Consider the following 23,379-nt stretch of genomic DNA (forward strand, 5'->3'; position numbering starts at 1 on the left):
CCCCGGACCGCGGCGGTGCGGTCGCGAGAGCCCGCTTCCCGTCCCCGCGGGTACGCCGGACCGCCCGCCCGCGGCCCGGCGGTGCCGGGGCGGGGCGGGGGTGACCGGTGGGGTGCGGGGCGAGCGGGCGGCGCGGGGAACCGGAGGCGCACGGCCCCCGGAACGGGGAGGGAAGGAGGGGGGAAGCGAAGGAGCCGGAAGCGCCGGGGTGGGGGGTGGAGCCCGGCGGGGCGGGGATCAGCCCAGGACGGCGAGAGCGTCGATCTCGACCAGCAGTCCGGCGGGCAGCCCGACGTAGACGGTGGTGCGGGCCGCGGGAGCCTCCTGGAGGGAGGCGAAGTACTCGTTGTAGATCTCGTTGAACTCCGCGAAGTGCGCGGTGTCCGTCAGGTAGACGCGGATCATCATCGCGTCCTCCCAACCGGCGCCGCCCTCGGTGAGGACGGCCGCCACGTTGGCGAGCGTCTGCAGGGTCTGCTCGCGCAGCCCCGGGCCGACGGGCGTCGGGGCCGCTCCCTCGGCGGCCGGGCCGAACCCGACCTGTCCGGCGACCTGGAGGAGGTTCCCCTTGCGCACGCCGTGCGAGAACTTCGCGGGCGGCGTGGTGTGCGTGGCCGGGGTGAGGGCGGTCTTGGCAAGCTTCTCGCTCATGGTGCGGCTCTCTTGCTGCTCGGTTGCGCGGACGGTTGGTGCTGCGGCTCCGGCTGGGGCCGCAGATGGGGCGACTGCCCCGTGTACTCGGCGCTGACGGCCTCGGCCGTCCGCCGGACGCGGGGCAGCAGGGCGAGGAGTTCGTCGGCGGAGACGACGACGTTCGGCGCGGAGACCGACATGGCCGCCACTACCCGCCCCTCGGCACCGCGGATGGGTGCCGCGACGCAGTTGATGGACTCCTCGTGGCCTCCGAGGTCGGTGGCCCAGCCCTGTTCGCGCACCGCGGCCAGCTCCGCGAGGAACGCGGCGGCGTCGGGCGTCGAACGGGACGTGTAGCGGGGGTAGTCGAGCCGTTCGGCGACGGCGCGCCGCTCGGGCTCCGGAAGGTCGGCGAGCAGCAGCTTGGCCACGGCGGCCACGGTGGGCGCGACGGGCTTGCCGATGCGCGAGTACATCCGCACCGGGTAGCGGCTCTCGACCTTGTCGATGTAGAGGACCTCGTCCTCCTCGTGGACGGCGAGGTGCACGGTGTGCCCGCAGGCCGCGTTGAGTTCGGCCAGGTAGGGGTGGGCGATCTCGCGGATGTCGAGGTTCTCCATGGCCTGCTGGGCGAGCGCGAACAGCCGCGTGCCGAGGCGGTAGCGCTGGTCGGGCTGGCGGTAGACGATGCCGTGCTCGTGCAGGGTGCGCAGCAGCCGCAGCGCCGTGGACTTGTGCACCTCCAGCCGGGCGGCGACCTGCTCCAGATTGGCGGGCCCTTCGGCGAGCAGCGGCAGAATGCTCAGTGCCCGGTCGACGGTCTGACTCATGCGGAACGCACCTCCGGCTCCTGTGCGCCGGGGCTGTCGGGCCGTCCGGCGGCTGCGGACTGGGGCCCGCTCGCCGTCCAGCCGGGGCCCAGCCGCAGTCTCCCCCACCTCTCCTCGTCCAGTGCCACCAGCCGGTCGGCGGCGGCGCGGTCGGGCGGCGCGGCCAGGTCGCCGGCGTCGGTGAGCGCCGCCGCGGCCATCAGGTGCCCGTGCCGGACCCGGTCGCGTACCGGCAGCCCGCGCAGGGTTCCGGCCAGGAAGCCCGCGGCGAAGGCGTCGCCGGCGCCGACCGGGGAGAGCACGTCCACCTCCAGCGCGGGCGCGAAGACGCCCGGTTCGTCGCCGACGAACGCGGTGGCCCCGCGCGCGCCCTGCTTGACGACGAGCACGGCGGGCTCGCGCAGCAGTTCGCGTACCGCGCCGGGTCCGCCGGTGACGCCCCATGCGGCGGCCGCCTCGTCCTCGCCGACGAAGACGAGGTCGCTGCGCCGGGCGAGTTCGAGCAGCACCTCGGCGCCGGACTCCGCCGCGGTGTGCCACAGGCCGACGCGGTAGTTGACGTCGAAGGACACCAGCGGCCGGTGCGCGGCATCCGTACCGGTCGGGGTGCCCTTCCCGGTCGGGGCGCGCTCTGCCGCCGGGTCGCGGTCCGCGGTCGGCTCGCGGTCCGCGGTCAGGGCGCGCAGCAGGGCCAGGCAGTCGGCGGAGAGGGCCGCGGTGATCCCGGTCAGGTGCAGCACCCGCCCGGCGCGGACGGCCTGCGGCGGGACGGTGGCCGGGGACATGGCGGAGGCGGCGGACCCGGCGCGGTAGTAGAGCACTTCGGACAGTTCGGCGGCGCCGGGCACCGATGTGGCGTCGCCGGACGCGGCGGGGCCCGGGGCGGCGGGGTCCGGGGCGGCGGTGGGGCGTTCGCCGTCCGTGCGGAAGTAGATGCCGGTGGGCCGCTCCGGATCGCGCTCGACGGCGGAGGTGTCCACCCCGTATCCGGCGATGGTGCGGACCAGATGGTCGCCGAAGCCGTCCGCGCCGACCCGGCTCACCCAGCGGGCGCGGTGCCCGGCGCGGGCGAGGGTGCAGGCGACGTTGGACTCTGCGCCGCCGATCGCGCGGTCGAAGGCGGGCACGTCGGCGAGCGGGCCGGGGCGGGAGGGCAGGAACGTGACCATGGACTCGCCCAGGCAGACGACGTCGATGTCGGCGGTGGTGGTCACGATGGGATCTGCTCCTCGCTGCGGGGTCTCGCCGGGCGGCCGGGCCGGTGCGGGAGGGGTTGTGCGGGAGGGGCTGTGCGACCCTCGGCTCCATTGACCGGCTGTTCGGCGGGATGCTAGACAGCAACAAGCGTCATACGCAATGGCCGTTGCAAGATATGCAACACCGCGAGCACAGGGAGACCGCATGGCAGCCCCCGTCCCCTCCCCCGGATCCACCGCGTCCCGGGCCGTCGCCACGGCCGCCCGCCTCGCGGACGAGCCCGCCGACCACCGCTTCAAGGGGCTGCCCCCGAACGCCGCCGACTGCACCCTCGGCGAACTGGCCGCCGAACGCCGCTCCCTGTTCACCGGCGGCTTCACCACCCCGGTCCTCGCCCTCTCCGCGGAGCGCCTGGAGCACAACCTCACCGCGCTCGCCGACTACACCGCGCGCCACGGCCTCGCCTTCGCCCCGCACGGCAAGACCTCCATGGCACCGCAGCTCTTCGCCCGCCAGCTCCAGCACGGCGCCTGGGGCATCACGCTGGCCGTCCCGCACCAGGTGCGGGTGGCCCGCGCCTACGGAGCACCGCGGATCTTCCTCGCCAACGAGCTGGTGGACGCGGCGGCGCTGCGGTGGCTGGCCGCCGAGCTGGACGCCGATCCGGACTTCCGGCTCGTCTGCTACGTCGACTCCCCGCAGGGCGTCGCGCTGATGGACGCGGCCCTGCGCGCCGCCGGGGCCCGGCGCCCGGTCGAGGTCGTGGTGGAGCTCGGCGCCGGCGCGGGGGCGCGCACCGGAGCCCGCACCCAGGCCGAGTGCGCCGCGGTCGCCGAGGCGGTCGCCGCGACCGGAACGCTGCGGCTGGTGGGCGTCGCCGGGTACGAGGGCGAGGTGCCCGACGCCGACCTCGCCGCGGTGCGCGGCTGGCTGCGGCAGCTGGCCGAGGTCACCGCGGCGCTGGACGCGGCGGGCCACTTCGCGGGGGCCGAGGAGATCGTGGTCAGCGCGGGCGGCAGCGCGTGGTTCGACGCGGTCGCCGACGCCTTCGAGCAGCTGCCCGAGCTGTCCGCGCCCGTGCTGAAGCTGCTGCGCTCGGGCGCCTACGTCTCCCACGACGACGGCCACTACCACCGGTTGACCCCGTTCAACCGGCACCCCGACGAAGGGGCCCTCCAGGCCGCCTTCACGCTGTGGACCCAGGTCGTCTCCCGGCCCGAGGCCGGGCAGGCGTTCCTCAACGCGGGCAAGCGGGACGCCGCCTACGACCTGGAACTCCCGCAGCCGCACGCGGTACGCGGCACCGACGGCACGGTGCGCCCCGCCACCGGGCTCGCCGTCACCGGGCTCAACGACCAGCACGCGCGGGTGCGGGTCGAGGAGGGCACAGCGCTGGAGGTGGGCGAGTGGGTGGGCCTGGGGATGTCCCACCCCTGCACCATCTTCGACAAGTGGCAGGCGATCCCCGTCGTCGACGCCGACGGCACGGTCACCGACCTGATCCGCACCTTCTTCTGAGGCCGGTGACCCCATGGACACGGTCATCCGCGGCGCCCGCGTCGTCGACGGCTCCGGCGCCCCCTCCTACCGCGCGGACGTCGCCCTGAGCGGGGGACGCATCGCACGGATCTCCCCGGAAGGCGGACCGCGGCTGCACGGCGCCCGCACCCTGGACGCCGACGGACTCGCGCTGGCGCCGGGCTTCATCGACATGCACGCCCACTCCGACCTGGCGATCCTGCGCGACCCGGAGCACACCGCGAAGGCCGCCCAGGGAGTCACCCTGGAGGTGCTCGGCCAGGACGGGCTGTCCTACGCGCCCACCGACGACACCACCCTCGCGGCGATCCGGGAGGCGATCACCGGCTGGAACGGCGACGGCAGCGACATCGACTTCGACTGGCGCACGGTCGGCGGCTATCTGGACCGCATCGACCGCCAGGGCACGGCAGTCAACGCGGCGTATCTGATCCCGCAGGGCAGCGTCCGGATGCTGACCGCCGGCTGGGAGGACCGCCCGGCCACCGCGGACGAACTGGCGGCCATGCGGCGCCTGGTCGCCCAGGGGATGGCCGAGGGCGCGATGGGTATGTCGTCCGGCCTGACCTACACCCCCGGCATGTACGCCTCGGACGCCGAGCTGACCGAGTTGTGCCGGGTGGTGGCGGCCCACGGCGGCTACTACTGCCCGCACCACCGCTCCTACGGCGCCGGCGCGCTGGAGGCGTACGCGGAGATGGTGGCGCTCACCCGCGAGGCCGGGTGCCCGCTGCACCTCGCCCACGCCACCATGAACTTCGGCGTCAACCGGGGGCGGGCCCCGGAGCTGCTGGCCCTCCTCGACGAGGCACTCGCGGACGGCGCCGACATCACACTCGACACCTACCCCTACACGCCCGGCTGCACCACGCTGGCCGCGATGCTGCCGAGCTGGGCCAACGAGGGCGGCCCGGAGGCGACGGCGGCGCGGCTGGCCGACCCGGCGACGGCGGCCCGCATCCGGCACGTGATGGAGGTGGAGGGCGCCGACGGCTGCCACGGGGTGCCGATCGAGTGGGACACGATCGAGATCTCGGGCGTCGGCAACCCGGCGCTGGCCGACCACGTGGGCCGCACCGTCGCCGAATCCGCCGCGCTGCACGGCCGGGAGCCGTGGGAGACGGCGCTGCGGCTGCTGGTCGAGGACCGGCTCGGCTCGACGATCCTGCAGCACGTCGGCCACGAGGAGAACGTCCGGGCGATCATGCAGCACCGGGTGCACACCGGCGGCAGCGACGGCATCCTGCAGGGCGCCAAGCCGCATCCGCGGGCTTACGGCACCTTCCCGCACTACCTGGGGCACTACGTGCGCGAGTTGGGCGTCCTCTCGCTGGAGGAGTGCGTCGCCCACCTCACCGGCCGCCCGGCCGCCCGCCTCCGCCTGCCCGACCGCGGCGTGGTCCGCGAGGGCCACCGCGCTGACCTGGTGCTCTTCGACCCGGACACGGTCGCGGCCACGGCCACCTTCGAGGCGCCGCGCTCCCTGCCGGCCGGCATCCCGCACGTCCTCGTCGCCGGGCAGCCGGTCATCGCGGACGGCCGCCGCACGGATGTCCTCGCCGGACGGGCGGTACGGCGGGCGGGGTGAGGGTTACGTCCGCACGGGGAAGTCGGAGGTGTCGATCTCGATCCGCTCACCGGTGACGAGCGTCAGCGTGAGGGGCCCTCCGTACGGGACCTCCTTGACTTTGCCGTACCCGGTCGCGTACGGCTCCGTCATCACAGTGCAGAGCTGCTTGAAAGGGTAGGCGATCAGGTAGAGGTCGATCCCGAATCGCGCGTACTTGGCGACGTTGCGGACGTAGTCTTTCCCGTCATCGGGCCTGGACGGCACTTCGAGAACAGCGAGAACCTCGACGCAGTTGTAGCTGTTGCCGCGACGCTCCGCACCCTCAGCGAGGATCGTGAGATCGGGCGCCGCGTCGTTCTCGCCGGGGAACCTGACCAGGACATCGCTGAAGACACGCTCCCGAGAGATGGCCGCTCTCCGGACAGCCGAACGCACCTCGGAGACGGTCCAGAACTGCTCCGGACTCCGCGGAGTCATGATCACTTCCCCGTCGAAGATCTCGACCTTGTAGCCCTCGGGGACGGCTCCGCGCTCCAGCAGGTCATCCATGACTGTCACGGCCGCTCACCTCCTGCGCCCATTATGCGTGATCTCCGCCGTCCTCGTGGGGACTACGCGTGCTGGTAGGCGACCAGCGAGATGCCCACGTAGTGGACGATGAAGGCGGCCAGGGTGAAGGAGTGGAAGACCTCGTGGAAGCCGAACCAGCGGGGTGAGGGGTTCGGGCGCTTGATGCCGTAGATGACGCCGCCCGCGCTGTAGAGCAGGCCGCCGACGACGACGCACACCATCACCGCGATGCCGCCCTGCCGCATGAACTCGGGCAGGAAGAAGACCGCGGCCCAGCCCATGGCGATGTAGCAGGGGGTGTAGAGCCAGCGGGGGGCGCCGACCCAGAAGACGCGGAAGGCGATCCCGAGGCCCGCCGCTATCCAGATGCCCCACAGCAGCAGATCGCGCCGTCCGTCGGGCAGCAGCAGGATCGTCAGCGGGGTGTAGGTGCCGGCGATGATCAGGAAGATGTTGGCGTGGTCGAGGCGCCGCAGGATGGCGTTGACCCGGGGGCTCCAGTCGCCGCGGTGGTAGAGCGCGCTGACTCCGAACAGCAGGCAGGCCGACAGCGTGTAGACGGCGCAGGCGACCCGGCCGCGCATGCTGTCGGCGAGCGCGGTCAGGAACATGCCGGAGATCAGCACGGCGGGGAACATGCCCAGGTGCAGCCAGCCGCGCAGCTTGGGCTTGATGACCTGGGCCGCCGAGTGCGCCGACGCGGACAGCCTGGCGGCGGAGAAGTGCGCGGAGGAGGACGCGGAAGAAGGAGCGGAAGAGGGAGAAGAGGCCGCGGTGGAGGGCGCTTCGGGGGACGACGAGGCTCCGGGAGGCGGGGAGATCACAGCGGCGGGCTCCGGGGACGGGGACGCGGAGTCAGTCATCAGGACATCGTACCCACGACACCTTCACGACCTACGCCTCCGTAGGTTACGGCCCGTGGACAGCGAGTATGACCCTGTGTGGCACAGGGGAGAACCCTACGTGTCGACAGCCACACGCCCCCCGTCTGGACAGACGAAGCCTTCGCACCGCATGATCAGATGAGCACAAGCGGCACCGGATGAGCGAAAGACATATTGCCACGAAAGCATCCGGGTCGCGGCCCCCAAGGGGCGCGCTGGCAGTAGGTACCCAACCCTCAACGTCTGGAGCGATCGTGGCGCGCAGTTCTGCGGCTCCCCTCACCTCGACCCCGTCCGACCCGTCCACCTCGAAACCCGGGGACGCCCCCACCCGCCACCAGGAACTGCTCTCCTGGGTCGACGGGATCGCCGAGCTGACCCGGCCCGACCGCGTCGTCTGGTGCGACGGCTCCGAGGCCGAGTACGAGCGCCTGTGCGAAGAGCTGGTCGACAAGGGCACGTTCCGGAAACTCGACCCGGTCAAACGCCCCAACTCCTACTACGCCGCGTCCGACCCGTCGGACGTCGCCCGGGTCGAGGACCGCACCTTCATCTGCTCCGAGAAGGAGGCGGACGCGGGCCCCACGAACCACTGGAAGGCCCCCGCGGAGATGAAGGAGGTCTTCGCCGGGGAGCAGGGCCTCTTCCGCGGCGCGATGCGCGGCCGCACGATGTACGTCGTCCCGTTCTGCATGGGCCCGCTGGGGTCCCCGCTCTCCGCGCTCGGCGTGGAGATCACCGACTCGGCGTACGTCGCCGCCTCCATGCGCACGATGACCCGCATGGGACAGCCCGTGCTGGACGAGCTGGGCGAGGACGGCTTCTTCGTCAAGGCCGTGCACACCGTGGGCGCCCCGCTGGCGCCGGGCGAGGCGGACGTGCCGTGGCCGTGCAACACGACGAAGTACATCTCCCACTTCCCGGAGACCCGCGAGATCTGGTCCTACGGCTCCGGCTACGGCGGGAACGCGCTGCTCGGCAAGAAGTGCTACGCGCTGCGCATCGCCTCGGTGATGGCACGTGACGAGGGCTGGCTGGCCGAGCACATGCTGGTGCTCAAGCTGACACCGCCGCGCGGCGAGTCCACGTATGTCGCCGCCGCCTTCCCGTCCGCCTGCGGCAAGACCAACCTGGCCATGCTCCAGCCCACCGTCCCCGGGTGGACCGTGGAGACGATCGGTGACGACATCGCCTGGATGCGGTTCGGGGAGGACGGCCGCCTCTACGCCATCAACCCGGAGGCCGGCTTCTTCGGTGTCGCCCCCGGCACCGGCGAGGACACCAACGCGAACGCCATGAAGACCCTGTGGGGCAACGCGGTCTTCACCAACGTCGCGCTCACCGACGACAACGACGTGTGGTGGGAGGGCATGACCGACGAGCCGCCCGCCCACCTCACCGACTGGAAGGGCAACGACTGGACGCCGGAGTCGGGCACCCCCGCCGCGCACCCCAACGCGCGGTTCACCGTCCCGGCCGGGCAGTGCCCGATCATCGCCCCGGAGTGGGAGGACCCGCGCGGCGTGCCGATCTCGGCCATCCTCTTCGGCGGCCGGCGGGCCACCGCGGTGCCGCTGGTGACCGAGTCCTTCGACTGGCAGCACGGCGTCTTCCTCGGCGCCAACGTCGCCAGCGAGAAGACCGCGGCAGCCGAGGGCAAGGTCGGCGAGCTGCGCCGCGACCCGTTCGCGATGCTGCCCTTCTGCGGCTACAACATGGGCGACTACTTCGCCCACTGGCTGGAGGTCGGGGAGAACGCCGACCCCGCCAAGCTGCCGAAGATCTACTACGTGAACTGGTTCAAGAAGGACGCGGACGGCAAGTTCGTCTGGCCCGGCTTCGGCGAGAACGGCCGGGTGCTCAAGTGGATCGTCCAGCGGCTGAACGGCGAGATCGAGGGGGTCGAGACGCCCATCGGCATCCTGCCGCACAAGGAGGACCTGGACACCGAGGGGCTCGGGCTCTCGGACGCCGAGCTCGACTTCGTCCTCGCCGTCGACAAGGAGGTCTGGCGGGACGAGGCGGCGCTTGTCCCCGAGCACCTGAACACCTTCGGCGAGCACACCCCCAAGGCGCTCTGGGACGAGTACCGCTCCCTGGTGGAGCGCCTGGGCTGATCCCGCGCGTGGGCGGCCGGGGTGCGCCGCACCCGGGCCGCCCAGGCGGCCCGGGCCCCCTTCGGCCCCGGCCCGGGATGCTCCGCACCCCGGGCCGGGGCCGGGGGCAGGGGGGAAGCGGCAGGGGCGGGGCCGGCTACGCCGGGAGGGCCTCCGCCGCGGTGTGGGCCGCCAGGCGTTCGGTCACCAGTGCGGTGATCTCCTCGTCGCCGCGGGAGGTGGCGACGGCGAGGGCGTTCCCCGCCAGGGTGCCGGCCCGGGCGTGCAGGGAGGCCACATGACCGGCCTCGGCCCGCGCTGCGGACGGGGCGGCCCGCAGCGGAGCGCGGCCGCCGGAGAGCCGGGCCGCGTGGGTGGCGAGTTGCGCGGCGGCGGTGTCCAGCGCGGAGGACGGCGTCAGGACCCGCAGCTCGTCCGTGACCGTGAGCAGCGCGGTCAGATGTCCGGCCAGGCGGATGTCCAGCTCCTCCTCGCGGGTGCGCCGCGGCAGGCCGGACCGGGTGCCCTCGGCCGCGGTGTGGACCGATTTGGTGCGGATCGGTTCGTACATGGATGGCCTCCTGATACTCCAGAAGGCCATCCTAACTTGGACAGCGTCTAAATTTGTCCTTCGTTCATCGAACTCGCCGGGAACGGTCACACTCGGTCACGGCTGACTGTATCCATCCAGGAAGCGACCGATCCTGGTCACGGCATCGCGCAGTTCCGTCACACTCGGCAGATTGACGATCCGGAAGTGATCGGGCTCGGGCCAGTTGAACCCGGTGCCGTGCACGATCATGATCTTCTCGGCGCGCAGCAGGTCGATCACCATCTGCCGGTCGTCCTTGACCTTGTACACCTTGGGGTCGAGCCGCGGAAACGCGTAGATCGCCCCCTTGGGCCGTACACAGCTGACACCCGGGATGTCGGTCAGCAGCTCGTACGCCGCGTCACGCTGCTCGCACAGCCGGCCCCCGGGCAGCACCAGGTCCTCGATCGACTGCCGGCCGCCCAGCGCGGCGGCGACCGCGTGCTGCGCGGGCATGTTCGCGCACAACCGCATGTTGGCCAGCACCGTCAGGCCCTCGATGTAGCTCGTGGCGTGCGCCTTGGGCCCGCAGACCGCCAGCCAGCCGCTGCGGTACCCGGCGACTCGGTAGGACTTGGACAGACCGTTGAAGGTCAGCGTCATCAGGTCGGGTGCGACCAGGGTCGTCGGGGTGTGGGTGGCGCCGTCGTAGAGGATCTTGTCGTAGATCTCGTCCGAGCACACCACCAGGTTGTGGCGGCGGGCGATGTCGGTGAGGCCGCGCAGGACCTCCTCGTCATAGACCGCGCCGGTGGGGTTGTTCGGATTGATGACGACCAGCGCGCGGGTGCGGTCGGTGACCTTGCGCTCGACATCCGCCAGGTCGGGCATCCAGTCGGACTGCTCGTCGCAGCGGTAGTGCACCGCCGTGCCGCCCGCCAGCGAGACCGACGCGGTCCACAGCGGGTAGTCGGGCGCCGGCACCAGCACCTCGTCCCCGTCGTCCAGCAGCGCCTGCATCGACATCTGGATGAGCTCCGAGACCCCGTTGCCCAGATAGACGTCCTCGACGGACAGCTCCATGCCCTGCGTCTGGTAGTGCTGCGCCACCGCCCGGCGCGCCGAGAGCAGGCCCTTGGCGTCGCCGTAGCCGTGCGCCGTCCCGACATTGCGCAGCATGTCCTCGAGGATCTCCGGCGGGCAGTCGAAACCGAACGCGGCAGGGTTGCCGGTGTTGAGCTTGAGGATCTGATGCCCTGCCGCCTCCAGCCGCGTCGCCTCCTCCAGGACCGGGCCCCGGATCTCGTAACAGACGTTGGCGAGCTTCGTCGACTGGATGACCTGCATAACGTCAGCCTACGGGCGGTGTTGACCGGGCGCCCTATGTTTTCCCTCACCTCGGGGACCCTCGAACACCCCTTCCCACCGAATTGGCAGTAACTGCCATTCGACATGCACTGCCATAATGGCGCCGGCGGGGTGGCACGGTGCCGCGCAGGCCACCGCCTCACTGACAGCCACCGGACGCACGCGGCACCGCGAAGACACCGACGGCTTCCGGGACATGGCCCTGCCCGCGGACGATGCATGACAATGAGATCCATGGCCCCCGCACCTGCAGAAGCCGACGACGACACCGCCGTGGACCCCTGTGTCCCTCCGGCCAGACCGGGACTGCGCGAGCGCAAGAAGATCCGGACCCGCCAGGCCATCCGACGGGCCGCGTACCGGCTCTTCGAGGAGCAGGGCTACGACACCACTCCGGTGGACCGGATCGCCGAGGAGGCGGACGTCTCCCCCAGCACCGTCTTCCGCTACTTCCCCACCAAGGAAGACATCGTCCTGACCGACGAGTACGACCCGCTGCTGGAGGAGGCGCTGCGGCAGCGCCCGCCCGGAGAACCGCCCGTCGCCGCCCTGCGCGAAGCCCTGTGCACCTCACTGACGGGCATCTACCGGGCCGACGCCGAGGAGACCATGCTGCGCATCCGCCTCATCCGCGAGGTGCCCGCACTGCGCGGCCGGATGAGCGAGCACTCCGCCGACACCGCGTGGCTGCTGCGGCGCTCCCTCGCCGAGCGCACCGGACGCGCCCAGGACGACCTCGAACTGCGGATCGTGACCAGCGCCATGCTCGCCGCGCTCACCGAGGCCCTGTACTCCTGGGCGGACACCGGCGCGGTGGGCACCCTGGAGGACCTGCGCGCCCTGGTCACCCGCGCCCTGGGCGTGCTGGAGCGCGGCCTGACGCTGTAGGGGGGGCGGGACCGGGGCCGACGAGGCGCGGCCCGCGACCGCCGGGGCCCTGCCGCCCGGCCCGGCGGCAGGTTCGGCAGGCGAGGCGGCGGCAGGCGACCCGGGCAGCAGGCTTGGCGGCAGCAGGCGACCCGGGCAGCAGGCTAGGCGGCAGCAGGCGACCCGGGCAGCAGGCGACCCGGGCGGCGGGCTAGTCGCGGAGTGCGGCGCCCAGCGCTTCGGGATCCGTCACCGGTGCGGCGCACACGAAGCCGCGGCACACATACGCGGCCGGGTTCCCGTCCACCAGCCCCCGGTCCCGCAGCAGCGGAACGCCGGAGGCACCCGGTGCGCCCACCGCCACCACCGCGCCGGGCGCACCGGACAGCAGGGCGGCCCGGTGCAGCGCGCCGCCCGGCTCCTCCCCCACCACGGCGACCTCCCGCGGCCCGTCCAGCAGCGCCTCGCCCGCGGCCAGCCCCCAGCCCAGGAAGCGGGGTGCCCGCGCGGCGAGTTCGCGCACGACGCCCAGGGCGCGCTCGGCGGCCTCCCGGTAGCGGTGCTCCCCCGTGTAGGCGCCGTAGGTGAGCAGCGCGGCGGCCGCCGCGTTCCATCCGGAGGGCACGGCGTTGTCGGTGGGGTCCTGGGGGCGCCGGATCAACTGCTCGGCGTCGTCGGCCGTGTCGAAGAGCGCGCCGTCCGCACCGGCGAACCGCTCCAGCACGGTGTCCAGCAGGGCGCCCGCACGGGTCAGCCACTCCGCTTCGCCGGTCACCGCATACAGCGTCAGATAGCCCTCCGCCGCGTCGCCGTAGTCCTCCAGCACCCCGGCGCTGCTGCCCGGCACCCCGTCCCGCGAGGTGCGTACCAGCCGCCGGCCCTCGTCGGAGGTGTGCACCTCGGCGAGCAGCGCGGCGGCGCGCGCGGCGGCCTCCACCAGGTCGGGCCGGCCGAACCAGGCCCCGGTCTCGGCCAGGGCCGCGACGGCCAGACCGTTCCAGGCCGTGACGACCTTGTCGTCACGCGCGGGCCGGGGCCGCTGCGCACGCGCCTCGAACAGCCGGCGCCGGACCGACGCGAAGCGGTCGGCGTCCAGCAGCGGCGTCTCCCGGTCGGGGAGTTGCAGCACCGAGGCGCCGCCCTCGAAGGTGCCCTCCTCGGTGACGTGGAAGCACTCGGCGGCCAGTTCCCCGTCCGCCTCGCCCAGCACCGCGGTGAGCTGCGCCGGGGTCCACACGTAGTAGGCGCCCTCGGCATGGCCGCCGTGCCCGTCGTCGCTGTCTGCATCCAGCGCGGAGGCGAAGCCGCCCTCGGCGGTGCCCAGCTCGCGGACCAGGAAGTCCGCCGTCCGCAGGGCCACGTCGCGGGCCTGCTCCGAGCCGGTGGCCCGCCACAGATGGGCGTAGACCCGGCACAGCAGCGCGTTGTCGTAGAGCATCTTCTCGAAGTGCGGGACGACCCACTGCGCGTCCACGGAGTAGCGGGCGAACCCCCCGCCGAGCTGGTCGTGGATACCGCCCCGGGCCATCGCCTCGCACGTCGCCGAGGCCATCTGCAGCGCGCCCTCGGAGCCGGTGCGGGCGTGGTGCCGCAGCAGGAACTCCAGCACCATGGGCGGCGGGAACTTCGGCGCGCCGCCGAACCCGCCCCACCGCGCGTCGAAGTCCTTGGTCAGCCCGAGCAGCGCGGCACCCATCTCCTCGGCGCCCGGGGGCCGCGGAGCGCCCAGCCGGATACTCCGTCCGGCCAGGTCGGCACTGATCCGGGAGGCGACGTCGGCGACCTCGTCGTGCCGGTCCTGCCACGCGGTGCGCACGCCCTCCAGGATCTGCCGGAAGGACGGCATGCCGTGCCGCGGCTCCGGCGGGAAGTACGTGCCGAAGTAGAACGGTTCGGCGTCCGGCGTCAGGAACACCGTCATCGGCCAGCCGCCCTGCCCGGTCGCCGCCTGGACGGCCTCCATGTAGACCGCGTCCACGTCCGGGCGCTCCTCGCGGTCCACCTTCACGCTGACGAAGCCCTCGTTCATCAGCCGCGCCGTCGCCTCGTCCTCGAAGCTCTCCCGCGCCATCACATGGCACCAGTGGCAGGACGCATATCCGACCGACAGCAGAACGGGCACCTCGCGCCGCCGCGCCTCCTCGAAAGCCTCCGTCGACCAGGGCCACCAGTCGACCGGATTGTCCGCGTGCTGGAGCAGATAAGGCGAGGTCACGCCAGCCAACCGGTTCATACGGTCCAGCCTCTCACGCCACCGCGTCGACACGCCCTAGTCGGCTTGACCCGCAAGCCGACTGCCCCGCTTGGCCGACCTGTACTCATGCGCCATCACGTGGTCGATACGGATCGCCCCATTTGTCCCCAGGTCGCCTTGCCGACGGTGAGCTTCCGCTCCGATCCAGAGCCGGTGTCCCTGCCGGAAGGGGCAGTAGGCTGATTCGAGCAGCATCGGACCTGCGGAACATCCTCGAAGGAGGTACGCCATGACCGCCGAGATGGTCGCTCCCGCGTGGATGCACACGCAGATCAGCGCGGAGCAGTACGACTCCTGGTCCGAGGAGCAGTGCGCCGGCATTGAGATCGTGGACGGGATGGTCGTCGTGAGCCCGAGCGCTTCCAAGCGGCACAACCGGCTGGCCCGGATCCTGGCCAATGCCCTGGACGCCGCTGCGGGCCCGGACTGGAACGCCGACACGGACTTCGACGTCCGCTTGCAGGACGTGCCTCTCACCAACCGCCGTCCGGATGTCATCGTGTACCGGGCGGAGACCATCGACCTCACGCCCACCCGTCCGGAGCACGTACTCCTCGTGGTCGAGGTCGTGTCGCCCGGCTCGGAGACCACCGACCGGATCGTGAAGGTCGACCAGTACGCCAAGGCCGGGATCCCCTTCTACTGGCGGGTCGAACAGGCCGCCACCGGTGTCCCGATCGTCTACACCTACGTTCTCGATCCCGCCACCAAGGCTTACAGGGACGGCGAGATGTTCACGGGCACAGTGAAGGCCACCGCACCGTTCCCTGTCACGGTCGACCTTGGGGCCCTGTGAGCAACGAGGAATCGCCCGCGCCCTCGGCGCCTCCGATGTCCTGTGGGCTAAGACCTGTTCGCCACCGGGGACCTCTGGGCATCGGCCCCCAGCTCTGCACGGACCCGTCGTAGACGGTCCGGAGGGAAGATGCCCGGCTTCAACCAGGTGCCGACCTGTACGTTCTCGCCGGGGACGAGCCGCGTGGGGAGCCGCCCCCGCTTCATGCCCGTCGCCCTGACGACGACCTTGCCGTCCTTGACGATCCATACCTCCACATATGCTGAACCCGATGCCTGGTGCTCTCATGGCTCCGTGGTCCGCGCCCTGGCGTGGTCTGACCACGCAGGTCGTGGGCCTTCTCGGCGTCCGGTCCGTGGTCGCGGACCTTCCACCAGACGGCGTACGGCTGCGGCGGGTCTCTGACCGGGCTCGCATCGCCCCGCCCCTGGCGTCGCGAGGACGACCGCCACTGCACCCGAGAACTGCCTGGTGAAAGCGAGCTGGCTGCCTCGTGATCACTGCTGGTTAGGCTGTGCTCATGCCACGTGTACGACTCTCGCTTGCTGCTGCCCTCGTCGGGATGACCGCGCTCGCCGCCTGCTCCTCCGACGGCGGTGAGTCCACTTCGGCCACCGGCGCGTCGGGCGGTGACAAGGCGGCCTCCTCGGCGGCCCCGAAACCGATCACGAAGAACCTCCCCCAGGGAGCCATCACCCAGGCGCTGCTGGGCGAGGGTGAGACGCTGCCCGGTTACTCCCCGCACGACGGCAAGTCGGTGACGGAGGAAGGGGAGTACTGCAACTCCACGGAAGAGGACTCCGTCCCCAAGGGATGGGCGCTGGGCAGCAACGCCGACTACGAATACAACGGTTCCACGCTCAACATGGCCTCCGTGGACATCTGCCTCTTTGACGCGGCCGAGGACGCACACAACGCCTACATGTCATGGAAGGGCACCGAGACGAGCAAGGAGCAGCCCACCAAGCCGTCCGTGGGCGAAGAAAGCACGCTCGTGATCAACCCGGGCGCCAGCGAGGACAGCGTCTACGGGTACAGCCGCTCGGGCAAGGCCAACATCCGCGTGAAGATCGACGGCAACACCGGCGGCGACCCCTCAGGCGCGCAGGCCATGCTCGCCGCGACACTGAAGCGTCTTCAGCAAGTCCAGGAGGGGAAGCCCGCCACGGTCACGGCCACAGACGAACAGAACACCGCCGGCCAGTAACCAGGCGCAGCCGAGGTGACGGAGCACGAAGGCGTCGTCGGAACGGACGAGGCGGCGTTTCTTCCGCTTGGCAACCATGCCGTAGCACGCCGGCCCTGCCGGGGCTCGCAAGACGGACCGACACGTCTTTCCCCCGGCCAACTGGCACCGCGTGCGCGGGCCTGACGGGGCACGCACGCGGCAGATTCGCTCTCGTGAACCGCACCTGCTCTTCGGTGCCGACGCCTGGGGAGCTGCCCTCCAGGGGCTGGCGGATGGTGACGTACTGCTCGGACTCCCACTCCGGCGAAGCCGTCCGTCGCTCCCGGGCCCAAGCATCTACCCTGTGGTTCAGTCCCTCATCGCACGTGTCCATACGAGTATCCACTGTGAACACACCAGGTCAGAGCTGCCTTGTTGTCCAAGTGCAGTGAGACCAACAGCACGAGGCGTAACCGACCGACAGCAGGACGGGCACCTCGCGCCGCCGCGCCCCTGCGTCCCGACCGGTCGGCCTCCCTCACGCCGGGCGCAGTCGGCGGGACGGCCCGGCTCCTACTTGTCGGCCTGGCGGCCGAGTTCCGCGAGGCGGACCAGGGCGGGCAGCGCCTCGGCGATCGACTGCCGCTCCTCGGAGGTCAGTTGGCCGATCAGCGGGAGCAGATGGCGGCCGCGGTCCTCGTGCCGCGCCTGGCAGATCCGCCGGCCGCGCTCGGTGAGGTGGACGAGGACGGCGCGGCCGTCCGTCGGATCGCGACGGCGCTCCACGAGCCCGTCGTGTTCGAGCCGGGTGACCAACTGGGTCAGCCCCGGCTGGCTGATCTGCTCGGCACGGGCGAGTTCGGTGAGCCGCTTGGGGCCGCTCAGGGAGAGGGTGTCCAGCACGGACAGCGTGGTGAACGGCAGTTTCTGCACCACGGGAAGCCGGATGTAGTAGCGGTTGAAGTCCTCGATCGCCCGGGTGAAGTCACCGACGTCCAGATCGGTGCCGCGGCCGGAGCGCTGAATAGAAGTCACCCCGTAAACATATCGCGAACTTATATAAATGCTTGATCGACCGCTTCGCGGTGCCTGGTCTGCGGTAAGCGGTTCGGACCACACCTTGGCGCAGCGGCGCGTCAATCGACCACGAAAGCACGAGGTGAGGAACCCGCCTGTGACCGTGCGCATCGGCCCTCCAGGGGCGCCGCGCCGGCCGACGGCAGCCACGAGGCGGGACCACACTTGACCCGGCCCGGCGAGATCCTCGCCGCTCTGCCCGACGTCTTCGCGCTGCGAAGGCACGACATGCCCCCGGTCGTCACTGAGGAAGGACCGGGCAGAGCCCTGCCGAAGGAGATTCTCAACCAGCTCTGCGAGCGGCTGCCCACCCTCGACCAGATCCGTGACGGCAGCGACGACGCGCGCGCCGCCATCGAGGTCCTGGTCGACACCGGTCGGCGTCCCGACGACATCGGGTGCCTGCCCTGGGACTGCTTGGAGACCGACGAGCACGGCAAATCCGTGCTCGTCTACACCGACTTCAAGAACAACCGGGTCGGCTGCCGCCTGCCGATCCCGGACTCCACCGCAGAGATCATCGTTCGGCAGAAGAAGGCCATCCGCGCCCGCTTCCCGGACACCGAGCTGTCCGAGCTGGTCCTCTTCCCGCGGCCCCGGCAGAACTCCGAGGGCACCCAGCCGTTCCGGATGCAGCACATCGGCAACGTCCACCGCTGTTGGGTCAACGCCATGCCCCCGTTGCTGCTGGCCGATGGCACCGAGTTCCCCAAGCTGGAGGGCGTGCCCTACTCCTACCGGCACTCCTACGCGCAACGGCACGCGGACGCCGGAACCCTGCCCGATGTGCTCCGTGAGCTCATGGGTCACAGATCGTTGTGAACTACACAAACCTACTATCGGGTGACCGAGAAGCGGACCCGGTCCGCGGTCGACAAGCTCGTCTCGCACCAATTCGACAGGCACGGCAACCGGCTCTGGACCGAGGCTCGCCAGCTCCTGGAGCACGAGCACGCCCGCCTGCGGATCGGCCAGGTGTCCGTCCCCTACGGGATCTGCGTCGAGCCGAACAACGTCAAAGCCGGCGGCCACGGCTGCCCGTTCCGGTTCCGCTGCGTCGGCTGCGACCACTTCCGCACCGACCCGTCGTACTTGCCGGAACTGCGGACCTACCTCGACACGCTGCTCCGGGATCGCGAACGCCTCGCCGCAGCAATCGACTTGGACGCTTGGGCCCGCACCGAGGCGACTCCCTCCGAGGAGTACATCAAGCGCATCCGCACTCTGATCCACCGCGTCGAGACCGACCTCGACGGACTCACGGACGACGAACGCGAGCAGATCACGGAGGCCACGCGGACCCTGCGCAAGACCCGCGCTGGATCCCTGGGCATGCCCGGCGTCCGCCCGCCCGAGCCGGACCTGCGGCTGGAGCGTGATGCATGAGCTCATCACCGGACCACCTGGCCCGAGCGCGGGCAGCAGACTCCGACCGGCGACGGACCCGTGTCCTCAAGGTTCTCGACAAGTTGGCCGCCGACGGCGAGGAGATCACCGTCTCCTCCGTTGCCCGCGCCGCCGGCGTCCACCGCAGTCTGATCCACCGGCACGGCGACCTGCACGCGGCCGTCCTCGCCCGCGCTTCCGAGCCGCCGCCCGGCACGGTGACCGGGACGCAGGTCAGCCGCCAGTCGCTGCTGGCCGACGTCGCGAATCTGACGGCCCGCAACAGCCGTCTGTCCGCGCACATCACCCGGCTCGAACGGCGGCTCTCCGAGGCGCTGGGACAGGCGGCCTGGGAAGCCTCCGGCCTCGGCGCCCCGGCTGACGTCGAGACGCTCACGCGCCGCACCACCGAGCTGGAACAGCAGATTCTGGATCTGCGCGGCGAACTCGCGGAACGGGATGTGGACCTTGAAGCCGCCCGCGCCGCGAACCGCGAGCTGATGGCCCAGGTCAACCGCTGACGCCATCACCGTCACCCACACCACGTCAGGGCGGCAGCGTTGATAGCCAGATGCACCGTGTTGTCCGCGACGATGGCCAAGGTGTTCGCGAGCCCGGCCGGCACGGTCACAGGCGAGCCCTGGTCTACGGTCTCTCAGCTCATGGCATGAGGGAGCCCGTTGACCTGGTGCTCTGCGACCAGTCTCACCCTGTGACATCGGAGTTCCGTCTCACGAGGGTGGCCACTTTCCCAGGCTTCACCGCCTCGCAGCCGGTCGAGAGCCTGCGCTTGCTGCGCGACTCGGAAGCCGCCGATCTCGTCGATGACGGCGAGGAATAGGCCAGACTCCGAGCGGGGCCTCGCACTGATCCCGCCCGTGCTGCTCTACACGCTTCAGTCTCGGGGCTTCCTGGCCAGCTCACATCGCCACTTGCGGTGTGCCGCCAGCAGGCTCGCGCGTTGGGCGGGCTCGGCGTCGCGCAGCACCATTCGCAGGGTGATCAGGTCGCGGACGTCACGAACCATGCCCCTCGGCTTCGGATGGGCCTTCCGCCTCAGTACGAGGACTGCCACCAGCAGGGCAGGGCCGCTGGCTGCCGCCAGTTCGATGGTCATCTCCGGTTCCTCCATAACGATCGTGCCGATTCAGACGGACCGGTCGGCCGGTCGAGTAAAGAATCGGCGCACGACACGTTCACCGGGTTCACGCGAACAAGGATGAACAACAGGGCCAAGCGGGGAGAGGGTGACCAGGATGGGGCCGGTAAGGCGCGACGGTGCCAACAGGGACCTGAAGGATCGGCTGAAGGCCGTTCTGACCCGTGAGGGGCTGAGCCAAGCCGACATCGTCAGGCAGACACAGCTCAGCGGCGAGTCGGTCAGTAAGGCGGCGGTCAGCAACGCGCTCAACCCCGAGAAGGGGCCGCCAGTGGCCTTTACGCTCGGAGCAATCCTCAACGCGGCGGGCATCAGCGGCACGGAGAGAGAAGAGCTGTTTCGTCTGCGCGATCGGGCGGAACCTCATGGCACAACTCAACTGGAGGCGTACCTGGAAGCCGCCGAGAAGGCGACACGCCAGCACCCCTACACAGGTGTTCTGGGCGCCCTGAGCCTGCCGACGCTGGCCGATGTCTACGTGCACCAGCAGGCTCGCACCCCAGGAAACCGGATCGGCCGTGTGAGGCCCGCCGCCGAGATCTTTGTTTCAGACCAGGATATTTGCGTACTGCTGGGTGGGCCCGGCGGTGGCAAGTCAACGCTGCTCCGCGCTCACCTCGCCGACGCTGCCAATGACAGGCTAGGCGACAGGGCCCGCAAAACGATCCCGGTCATGGTGAGAGCCGCCGCACTGACCGGAAATGAGCGACTGCCCACAGACCTCGCCAAATCCACAAACGGCGACCTGGGACCATTCGGGCTGCTCGACGAGTTGAGCGCGGACTTCTTCCGCCGCGCGCCGCGCGCCGGGAAGTCCTGGCTGGTGCTCGTGGACGGCCTCGACGAGATTCCCGACGCCGACGCCCGTAGCGCTGTTCTGACGAAGGTTGCTGGCGCAGCCGGGAATGGACCGTACCGGTTCGTCGTAGCGACTCGTCCTCTGCCCGCAACAGAACTCGACACACTGGGTCAGCTCGTGCCGCACTACGAACTGAAGCCGTTCTCGGACGACGACCTACTCGTCTTCGCGGCGCGCTGGTTCCGTCCTCTGGACGCCCCTGTCCGCCATGCCAGAGCATTCTTGGCCGGACTTAGGCGCTCTTGTATGGACGGCCTGGCCCGCACCCCGCTGATGGCCCTCATTCTCTGCCAGCTCTACGCAGCCGATCCCGCCCATCCACTGCCTGAAGGCCGTTCCGGGGCCTATCAGTCATTCGTCGAACTAATGTACGAACAGAACGCTCACAAGAACATCAAGAACACTCATGACGAGGCCATCCGCCGTTTGAAGGACCGCCATCAGATCCCCAGGGACAACCAGGCCGCCGAACAGGCCGCTTTGCAGGTACGCGACCATCTGCCCGATCTGATCGATCAACTTGCCGACGCAAAGATCAACGGCAGTGACGCGCCCGCCATCGAAGTGCTGGCCTCACACCTGCAGGTCACCCGTCCTCGGAAAGTGAACCAGCATCTCTGGAACTCATTCCTCGGCGACCTCCTGCGGGCCACCGGCGTCCTGACCCAGCGCGCGGACGACTTCGACTTCCTCCACCAGACACTCCTTGAGTATCACGCCGCGCGCCACGCCACCCGCGACGAGAAGGCCCGTACCCGACTCCTGCACCGCCTCTTCGCGTCCCGTCGACAAGCCAATGGCCGCCTTAGACCACCCCCCGAAACCTGGGACGACTCCTACCGCGGCTTCCTCCTCGATGGACTTCTCTCGCCCCAAGACCACATCGCCACCGAAACCGCTCAGTACCTGGAGGAGCTGACTGCGCATGGAGGAAAAGGAGCCTGCCGCTTCCTCACCGCACAGGTGGACCTAAGGACCACCCTCCCTCCCCGTTCCACCCTCGCCCAACTGGCCCGTTTCGTGGACGACACCACTCTTTGGGACATTGACCGCGTTACTGCGGCCGGGGCTTTGGCCCAGGTGGACCGGACCTCCGGCATTGCCCGGCTCCTCGAATGCGCCGCCAACACCACATTCGACGGTGGCGCACGCGCGATTGCGGCCAGGGATTTGGCCCTGATGGACCGGACCTCCGGCATTGCCCGGCTCCTCGAATGCGCCGCCAACACCACATTCGACGGCGAAGACCGCGTGCTTGCGGCCTCGTGCCTGGCCCAGATCGACAAGGAAGCAGGTGCATCACTGCTGATCCGCCTAGCCCAGGACATCACCCTCGACGGTCATGACCACATGCGGGCAGCCGAGGCTCTGTCCTGGCTGGACGGGGAAGCCGCTGCGCCCTTGCTGACCCGCTTCGCCAGCGACACCGACCTCAGCGGCGGCATCCGTGTGTGGGCGGCCGAGGCTCTGGCCCACGTAGACGCGGAAACCAGTGCGCCTCTGTTGACCAGCCTTGCCCTCGATACCACACTCCGCGCCGAATTCACCCACGAGGGCGACGTCCGCATGCGAGCGGCCCAGGCTTTGGCCCAGATTGACTGGAAAGCCGGTGCGGCCCTGCTGATCGGCCTTGCCCGCGATACCACCCGAACCGACATCAGCCACCTGCGAGCGGCCGAGGCTCTGGCCCAGTTGGACCGAGAAGCCGGCGCGGCTCTGCTGACCCGCTTCGCCGGCGACAGGGCTCTTAGCGGCGACCTCCGCGTGCGAGCGGCCGAGGCTCTGGCCCAGGTGGACCGAGAAGCCGGTGCGGCTCTGCTGACCCGTCTCGCCCACGACACCACCCGGCACGACTACGGCCGCGTGCGAACGGCCGAGGCTCTGGCCCAGGTGGACCGGAAAGCCGGAGCAGCCTTGCTGGCAAACCTCGCCCGCGACACCACCCACTGGCACGTCCGCGGACGGGCGTTCGCAGCGCTGGCCAACGAGGCCGGGGAAGATGGTGCAGCTCTGCTGGCTCGCCTCGCCGCCGACGCCACCCTCGACGACGACTCTCGCGTGGATGCGGCCGAAGCTCTGATTGAGGCAGGCCGGAAAGCTGGCGCAGCTCTGCTGGCCCACTTCACCTGCGACACCACCCTCAACGACGACGTCTGCAGACAGGCAGCGAAGAAGTTGGCCCAGGTGTGCCGTGCATGGCCTGCAGCTCGTCGGCACCTCTCCCTCTGCGCTGGCAACGCCGTCCGCAGATGTGAGGACAGGGAAGTCGATCTCCTGCTGGCCCGTCTCACCCCCGACGCTCCCCTCGAGTTCGCCCGCGTATGGGCCGCCGAAGTTCTGGCCCGAGTGGACCGCGAAGCCGGTGTGGCCCTGCTGGCCCACTTCGCCGACGACAGCGCCATCAGCGGTGACCTCCGCGTGCAGGCGGCCGAGGCTCTGACGCGGATGGACCACGCCCGTTAACCTCCGGCTTTCACGAGGCGTGGTGTCCGATGGGTGATCACATAAGCAGAAAGTGCCTCTGACCAGCGAGAATGTGGATTGTCGAGATCCCTGTTCCCGCCGCCGTCGGAGGCACTTCCCAGGTGAAGAAG

General features: G+C 70.5%; 21 protein-coding genes. 10 read left to right on the forward strand and 11 right to left on the reverse strand.

Annotated features, from left to right (window positions below):
* Window positions 1–237 precede the first annotated feature (237 nt).
* The 3 genes from ACFYNS_RS11950 to ACFYNS_RS11960 are packed head-to-tail and all read right to left on the reverse strand — an operon-like array spanning window position 238 to window position 2,677.
* Window positions 238–651 carry a RidA family protein gene (locus ACFYNS_RS11950; protein WP_360298600.1) on the reverse strand — a complete coding sequence of 138 codons (414 nt, stop codon included), beginning with the start codon at window positions 649–651 and terminating at the stop codon, window positions 238–240.
* The gene (locus ACFYNS_RS11955) at window positions 648–1,463 is read right to left on the reverse strand and encodes an IclR family transcriptional regulator (RefSeq protein WP_360298603.1); all 816 of its coding nucleotides are present in this window, start codon (window positions 1,461–1,463) and stop codon (window positions 648–650) included. The genes ACFYNS_RS11950 and ACFYNS_RS11955 overlap by 4 nt, the downstream gene beginning before the upstream one ends.
* Window positions 1,460–2,677, reverse strand: a complete 1,218-nt coding sequence (locus tag ACFYNS_RS11960) for a sugar kinase (protein WP_388602351.1) — start codon at window positions 2,675–2,677, stop codon at window positions 1,460–1,462. The genes ACFYNS_RS11955 and ACFYNS_RS11960 overlap by 4 nt, the downstream gene beginning before the upstream one ends.
* A gap of 187 nt (window positions 2,678–2,864) precedes the next feature.
* On the opposite strand from ACFYNS_RS11960, the gene ACFYNS_RS11965 reads away from it, so the two are divergent.
* On the forward strand, window positions 2,865–4,178 hold the full coding sequence (locus tag ACFYNS_RS11965) for an alanine racemase (RefSeq protein WP_388602353.1): 1,314 nt from the start codon (window positions 2,865–2,867) through the stop codon (window positions 4,176–4,178).
* A gap of 13 nt (window positions 4,179–4,191) precedes the next feature.
* Window positions 4,192–5,787 (forward strand): amidohydrolase family protein, encoded by a 1,596-nt coding sequence (locus tag ACFYNS_RS11970; RefSeq protein WP_388602356.1) that lies wholly within the window; start codon window positions 4,192–4,194, stop codon window positions 5,785–5,787.
* 3 nt (window positions 5,788–5,790) lie between these two features.
* Here ACFYNS_RS11970 and ACFYNS_RS11975 read toward each other — a convergent pair whose 3' ends face one another.
* Window positions 5,791–6,318: a Uma2 family endonuclease gene (locus ACFYNS_RS11975; protein ID WP_388602385.1), complete on the reverse strand. Its 528-nt coding sequence runs from the start codon at window positions 6,316–6,318 to the stop codon at window positions 5,791–5,793.
* Window positions 6,319–6,380: 62 nt separating this feature from the next.
* Window positions 6,381–7,202 (reverse strand): hemolysin III family protein, encoded by an 822-nt coding sequence (locus ACFYNS_RS11980; protein ID WP_360298617.1) that lies wholly within the window; start codon window positions 7,200–7,202, stop codon window positions 6,381–6,383.
* Between the two features lie 275 nt (window positions 7,203–7,477).
* On the opposite strand from ACFYNS_RS11980, the gene ACFYNS_RS11985 reads away from it, so the two are divergent.
* Window positions 7,478–9,340 carry a phosphoenolpyruvate carboxykinase (GTP) gene (locus ACFYNS_RS11985; protein ID WP_360298620.1) on the forward strand — a complete coding sequence of 621 codons (1,863 nt, stop codon included), beginning with the start codon at window positions 7,478–7,480 and terminating at the stop codon, window positions 9,338–9,340.
* A 136-nt stretch (window positions 9,341–9,476) separates the two neighbouring features.
* On the opposite strand, the gene ACFYNS_RS11990 is transcribed toward ACFYNS_RS11985, so the two are convergent.
* On the reverse strand, window positions 9,477–9,890 hold the full coding sequence (locus tag ACFYNS_RS11990; protein WP_388602358.1) for a hypothetical protein: 414 nt from the start codon (window positions 9,888–9,890) through the stop codon (window positions 9,477–9,479).
* A gap of 96 nt (window positions 9,891–9,986) precedes the next feature.
* Complete coding sequence (locus ACFYNS_RS11995; RefSeq protein ID WP_360292915.1) at window positions 9,987–11,198, reverse strand: pyridoxal phosphate-dependent aminotransferase; 1,212 nt, start codon at window positions 11,196–11,198, stop codon at window positions 9,987–9,989.
* A gap of 255 nt (window positions 11,199–11,453) precedes the next feature.
* Between ACFYNS_RS11995 and ACFYNS_RS12000 the strand changes: the two genes are divergently transcribed.
* A complete protein-coding gene (locus tag ACFYNS_RS12000; RefSeq protein ID WP_360292918.1) occupies window positions 11,454–12,107 on the forward strand; it encodes a TetR family transcriptional regulator in 654 nt (217 codons plus the stop codon).
* 190 nt (window positions 12,108–12,297) lie between these two features.
* Here ACFYNS_RS12000 and ACFYNS_RS12005 read toward each other — a convergent pair whose 3' ends face one another.
* Window positions 12,298–14,319, reverse strand: a complete 2,022-nt coding sequence (locus ACFYNS_RS12005; protein ID WP_388602360.1) for a thioredoxin domain-containing protein — start codon at window positions 14,317–14,319, stop codon at window positions 12,298–12,300.
* A 250-nt stretch (window positions 14,320–14,569) separates the two neighbouring features.
* Between ACFYNS_RS12005 and ACFYNS_RS12010 the strand changes: the two genes are divergently transcribed.
* Window positions 14,570–15,136, forward strand: a complete 567-nt coding sequence (locus ACFYNS_RS12010) for a Uma2 family endonuclease (protein WP_360292924.1) — start codon at window positions 14,570–14,572, stop codon at window positions 15,134–15,136.
* A 202-nt stretch (window positions 15,137–15,338) separates the two neighbouring features.
* Here the strand turns inward: ACFYNS_RS12010 and ACFYNS_RS12015 are convergent, their stop codons facing one another.
* The gene (locus tag ACFYNS_RS12015; RefSeq protein WP_360292927.1) at window positions 15,339–15,593 is read right to left on the reverse strand and encodes a hypothetical protein; all 255 of its coding nucleotides are present in this window, start codon (window positions 15,591–15,593) and stop codon (window positions 15,339–15,341) included.
* A gap of 63 nt (window positions 15,594–15,656) precedes the next feature.
* On the opposite strand from ACFYNS_RS12015, the gene ACFYNS_RS12020 reads away from it, so the two are divergent.
* The gene (locus tag ACFYNS_RS12020) at window positions 15,657–16,343 is read left to right on the forward strand and encodes a hypothetical protein (protein WP_388602362.1); all 687 of its coding nucleotides are present in this window, start codon (window positions 15,657–15,659) and stop codon (window positions 16,341–16,343) included.
* Window positions 16,344–16,877: 534 nt separating this feature from the next.
* On the opposite strand, the gene ACFYNS_RS12025 is transcribed toward ACFYNS_RS12020, so the two are convergent.
* A complete protein-coding gene (locus tag ACFYNS_RS12025) occupies window positions 16,878–17,339 on the reverse strand; it encodes a MarR family transcriptional regulator (protein WP_360292933.1) in 462 nt (153 codons plus the stop codon).
* Between the two features lie 207 nt (window positions 17,340–17,546).
* Between ACFYNS_RS12025 and ACFYNS_RS12030 the strand changes: the two genes are divergently transcribed.
* From ACFYNS_RS12030 to ACFYNS_RS12040, 3 genes are read left to right on the forward strand one after another with little or no spacing between them, the layout of a single operon-like run.
* Window positions 17,547–18,203, forward strand: coding sequence for a hypothetical protein (locus ACFYNS_RS12030; protein WP_388602365.1), 657 nt, complete (start codon window positions 17,547–17,549; stop codon window positions 18,201–18,203).
* 21 nt (window positions 18,204–18,224) lie between these two features.
* Window positions 18,225–18,767: a hypothetical protein gene (locus ACFYNS_RS12035; protein WP_388602367.1), complete on the forward strand. Its 543-nt coding sequence runs from the start codon at window positions 18,225–18,227 to the stop codon at window positions 18,765–18,767.
* A complete protein-coding gene (locus ACFYNS_RS12040) occupies window positions 18,764–19,288 on the forward strand; it encodes a hypothetical protein (RefSeq protein WP_388602368.1) in 525 nt (174 codons plus the stop codon). Before ACFYNS_RS12035 ends, ACFYNS_RS12040 begins: the two co-directional genes overlap by 4 nt.
* Before the next feature lie 374 nt (window positions 19,289–19,662).
* Here the strand turns inward: ACFYNS_RS12040 and ACFYNS_RS12045 are convergent, their stop codons facing one another.
* On the reverse strand, window positions 19,663–19,884 hold the full coding sequence (locus tag ACFYNS_RS12045; protein WP_360292945.1) for a hypothetical protein: 222 nt from the start codon (window positions 19,882–19,884) through the stop codon (window positions 19,663–19,665).
* Window positions 19,885–20,014: 130 nt separating this feature from the next.
* Between ACFYNS_RS12045 and ACFYNS_RS12050 the strand changes: the two genes are divergently transcribed.
* A complete protein-coding gene (locus tag ACFYNS_RS12050; protein ID WP_388602370.1) occupies window positions 20,015–23,248 on the forward strand; it encodes an NACHT domain-containing protein in 3,234 nt (1,077 codons plus the stop codon).
* Window positions 23,249–23,379: the final 131 nt, after the last annotated feature.

Source organism: Streptomyces sp. NPDC006925 (assembly GCF_042869575.1).
Lineage (GTDB): Bacteria > Actinomycetota > Actinomycetes > Streptomycetales > Streptomycetaceae > Streptomyces.

Excerpts from the sequence above, each read along its gene's own strand:
- ACFYNS_RS11980 (WP_360298617.1), bottom strand. The coding sequence starts at position 7,202 with ATGACTGACTCCGCGTCCCCGTCCCCGGAGCCCGCCGCTGTGATCTCC.
- ACFYNS_RS11955 (WP_360298603.1), bottom strand. The coding sequence starts at position 1,463 with ATGAGTCAGACCGTCGACCGGGCACTGAGCATTCTGCCGCTGCTCGCC.
- ACFYNS_RS11965 (WP_388602353.1), top strand. The coding sequence starts at position 2,865 with ATGGCAGCCCCCGTCCCCTCCCCCGGATCCACCGCGTCCCGGGCCGTC.
- ACFYNS_RS11995 (WP_360292915.1), bottom strand. The coding sequence starts at position 11,198 with ATGCAGGTCATCCAGTCGACGAAGCTCGCCAACGTCTGTTACGAGATC.
- ACFYNS_RS12020 (WP_388602362.1), top strand. The coding sequence starts at position 15,657 with ATGCCACGTGTACGACTCTCGCTTGCTGCTGCCCTCGTCGGGATGACC.
- ACFYNS_RS11990 (WP_388602358.1), bottom strand. The coding sequence starts at position 9,890 with ATGTACGAACCGATCCGCACCAAATCGGTCCACACCGCGGCCGAGGGC.
- ACFYNS_RS12010 (WP_360292924.1), top strand. The coding sequence starts at position 14,570 with ATGACCGCCGAGATGGTCGCTCCCGCGTGGATGCACACGCAGATCAGC.
- ACFYNS_RS11970 (WP_388602356.1), top strand. The coding sequence starts at position 4,192 with ATGGACACGGTCATCCGCGGCGCCCGCGTCGTCGACGGCTCCGGCGCC.
- ACFYNS_RS12040 (WP_388602368.1), top strand. The coding sequence starts at position 18,764 with ATGAGCTCATCACCGGACCACCTGGCCCGAGCGCGGGCAGCAGACTCC.
- ACFYNS_RS11975 (WP_388602385.1), bottom strand. The coding sequence starts at position 6,318 with ATGGATGACCTGCTGGAGCGCGGAGCCGTCCCCGAGGGCTACAAGGTC.
- ACFYNS_RS12005 (WP_388602360.1), bottom strand. The coding sequence starts at position 14,319 with ATGAACCGGTTGGCTGGCGTGACCTCGCCTTATCTGCTCCAGCACGCG.
- ACFYNS_RS11950 (WP_360298600.1), bottom strand. The coding sequence starts at position 651 with ATGAGCGAGAAGCTTGCCAAGACCGCCCTCACCCCGGCCACGCACACC.
- ACFYNS_RS12000 (WP_360292918.1), top strand. The coding sequence starts at position 11,454 with ATGGCCCCCGCACCTGCAGAAGCCGACGACGACACCGCCGTGGACCCC.
- ACFYNS_RS12045 (WP_360292945.1), bottom strand. The coding sequence starts at position 19,884 with ATGACCATCGAACTGGCGGCAGCCAGCGGCCCTGCCCTGCTGGTGGCA.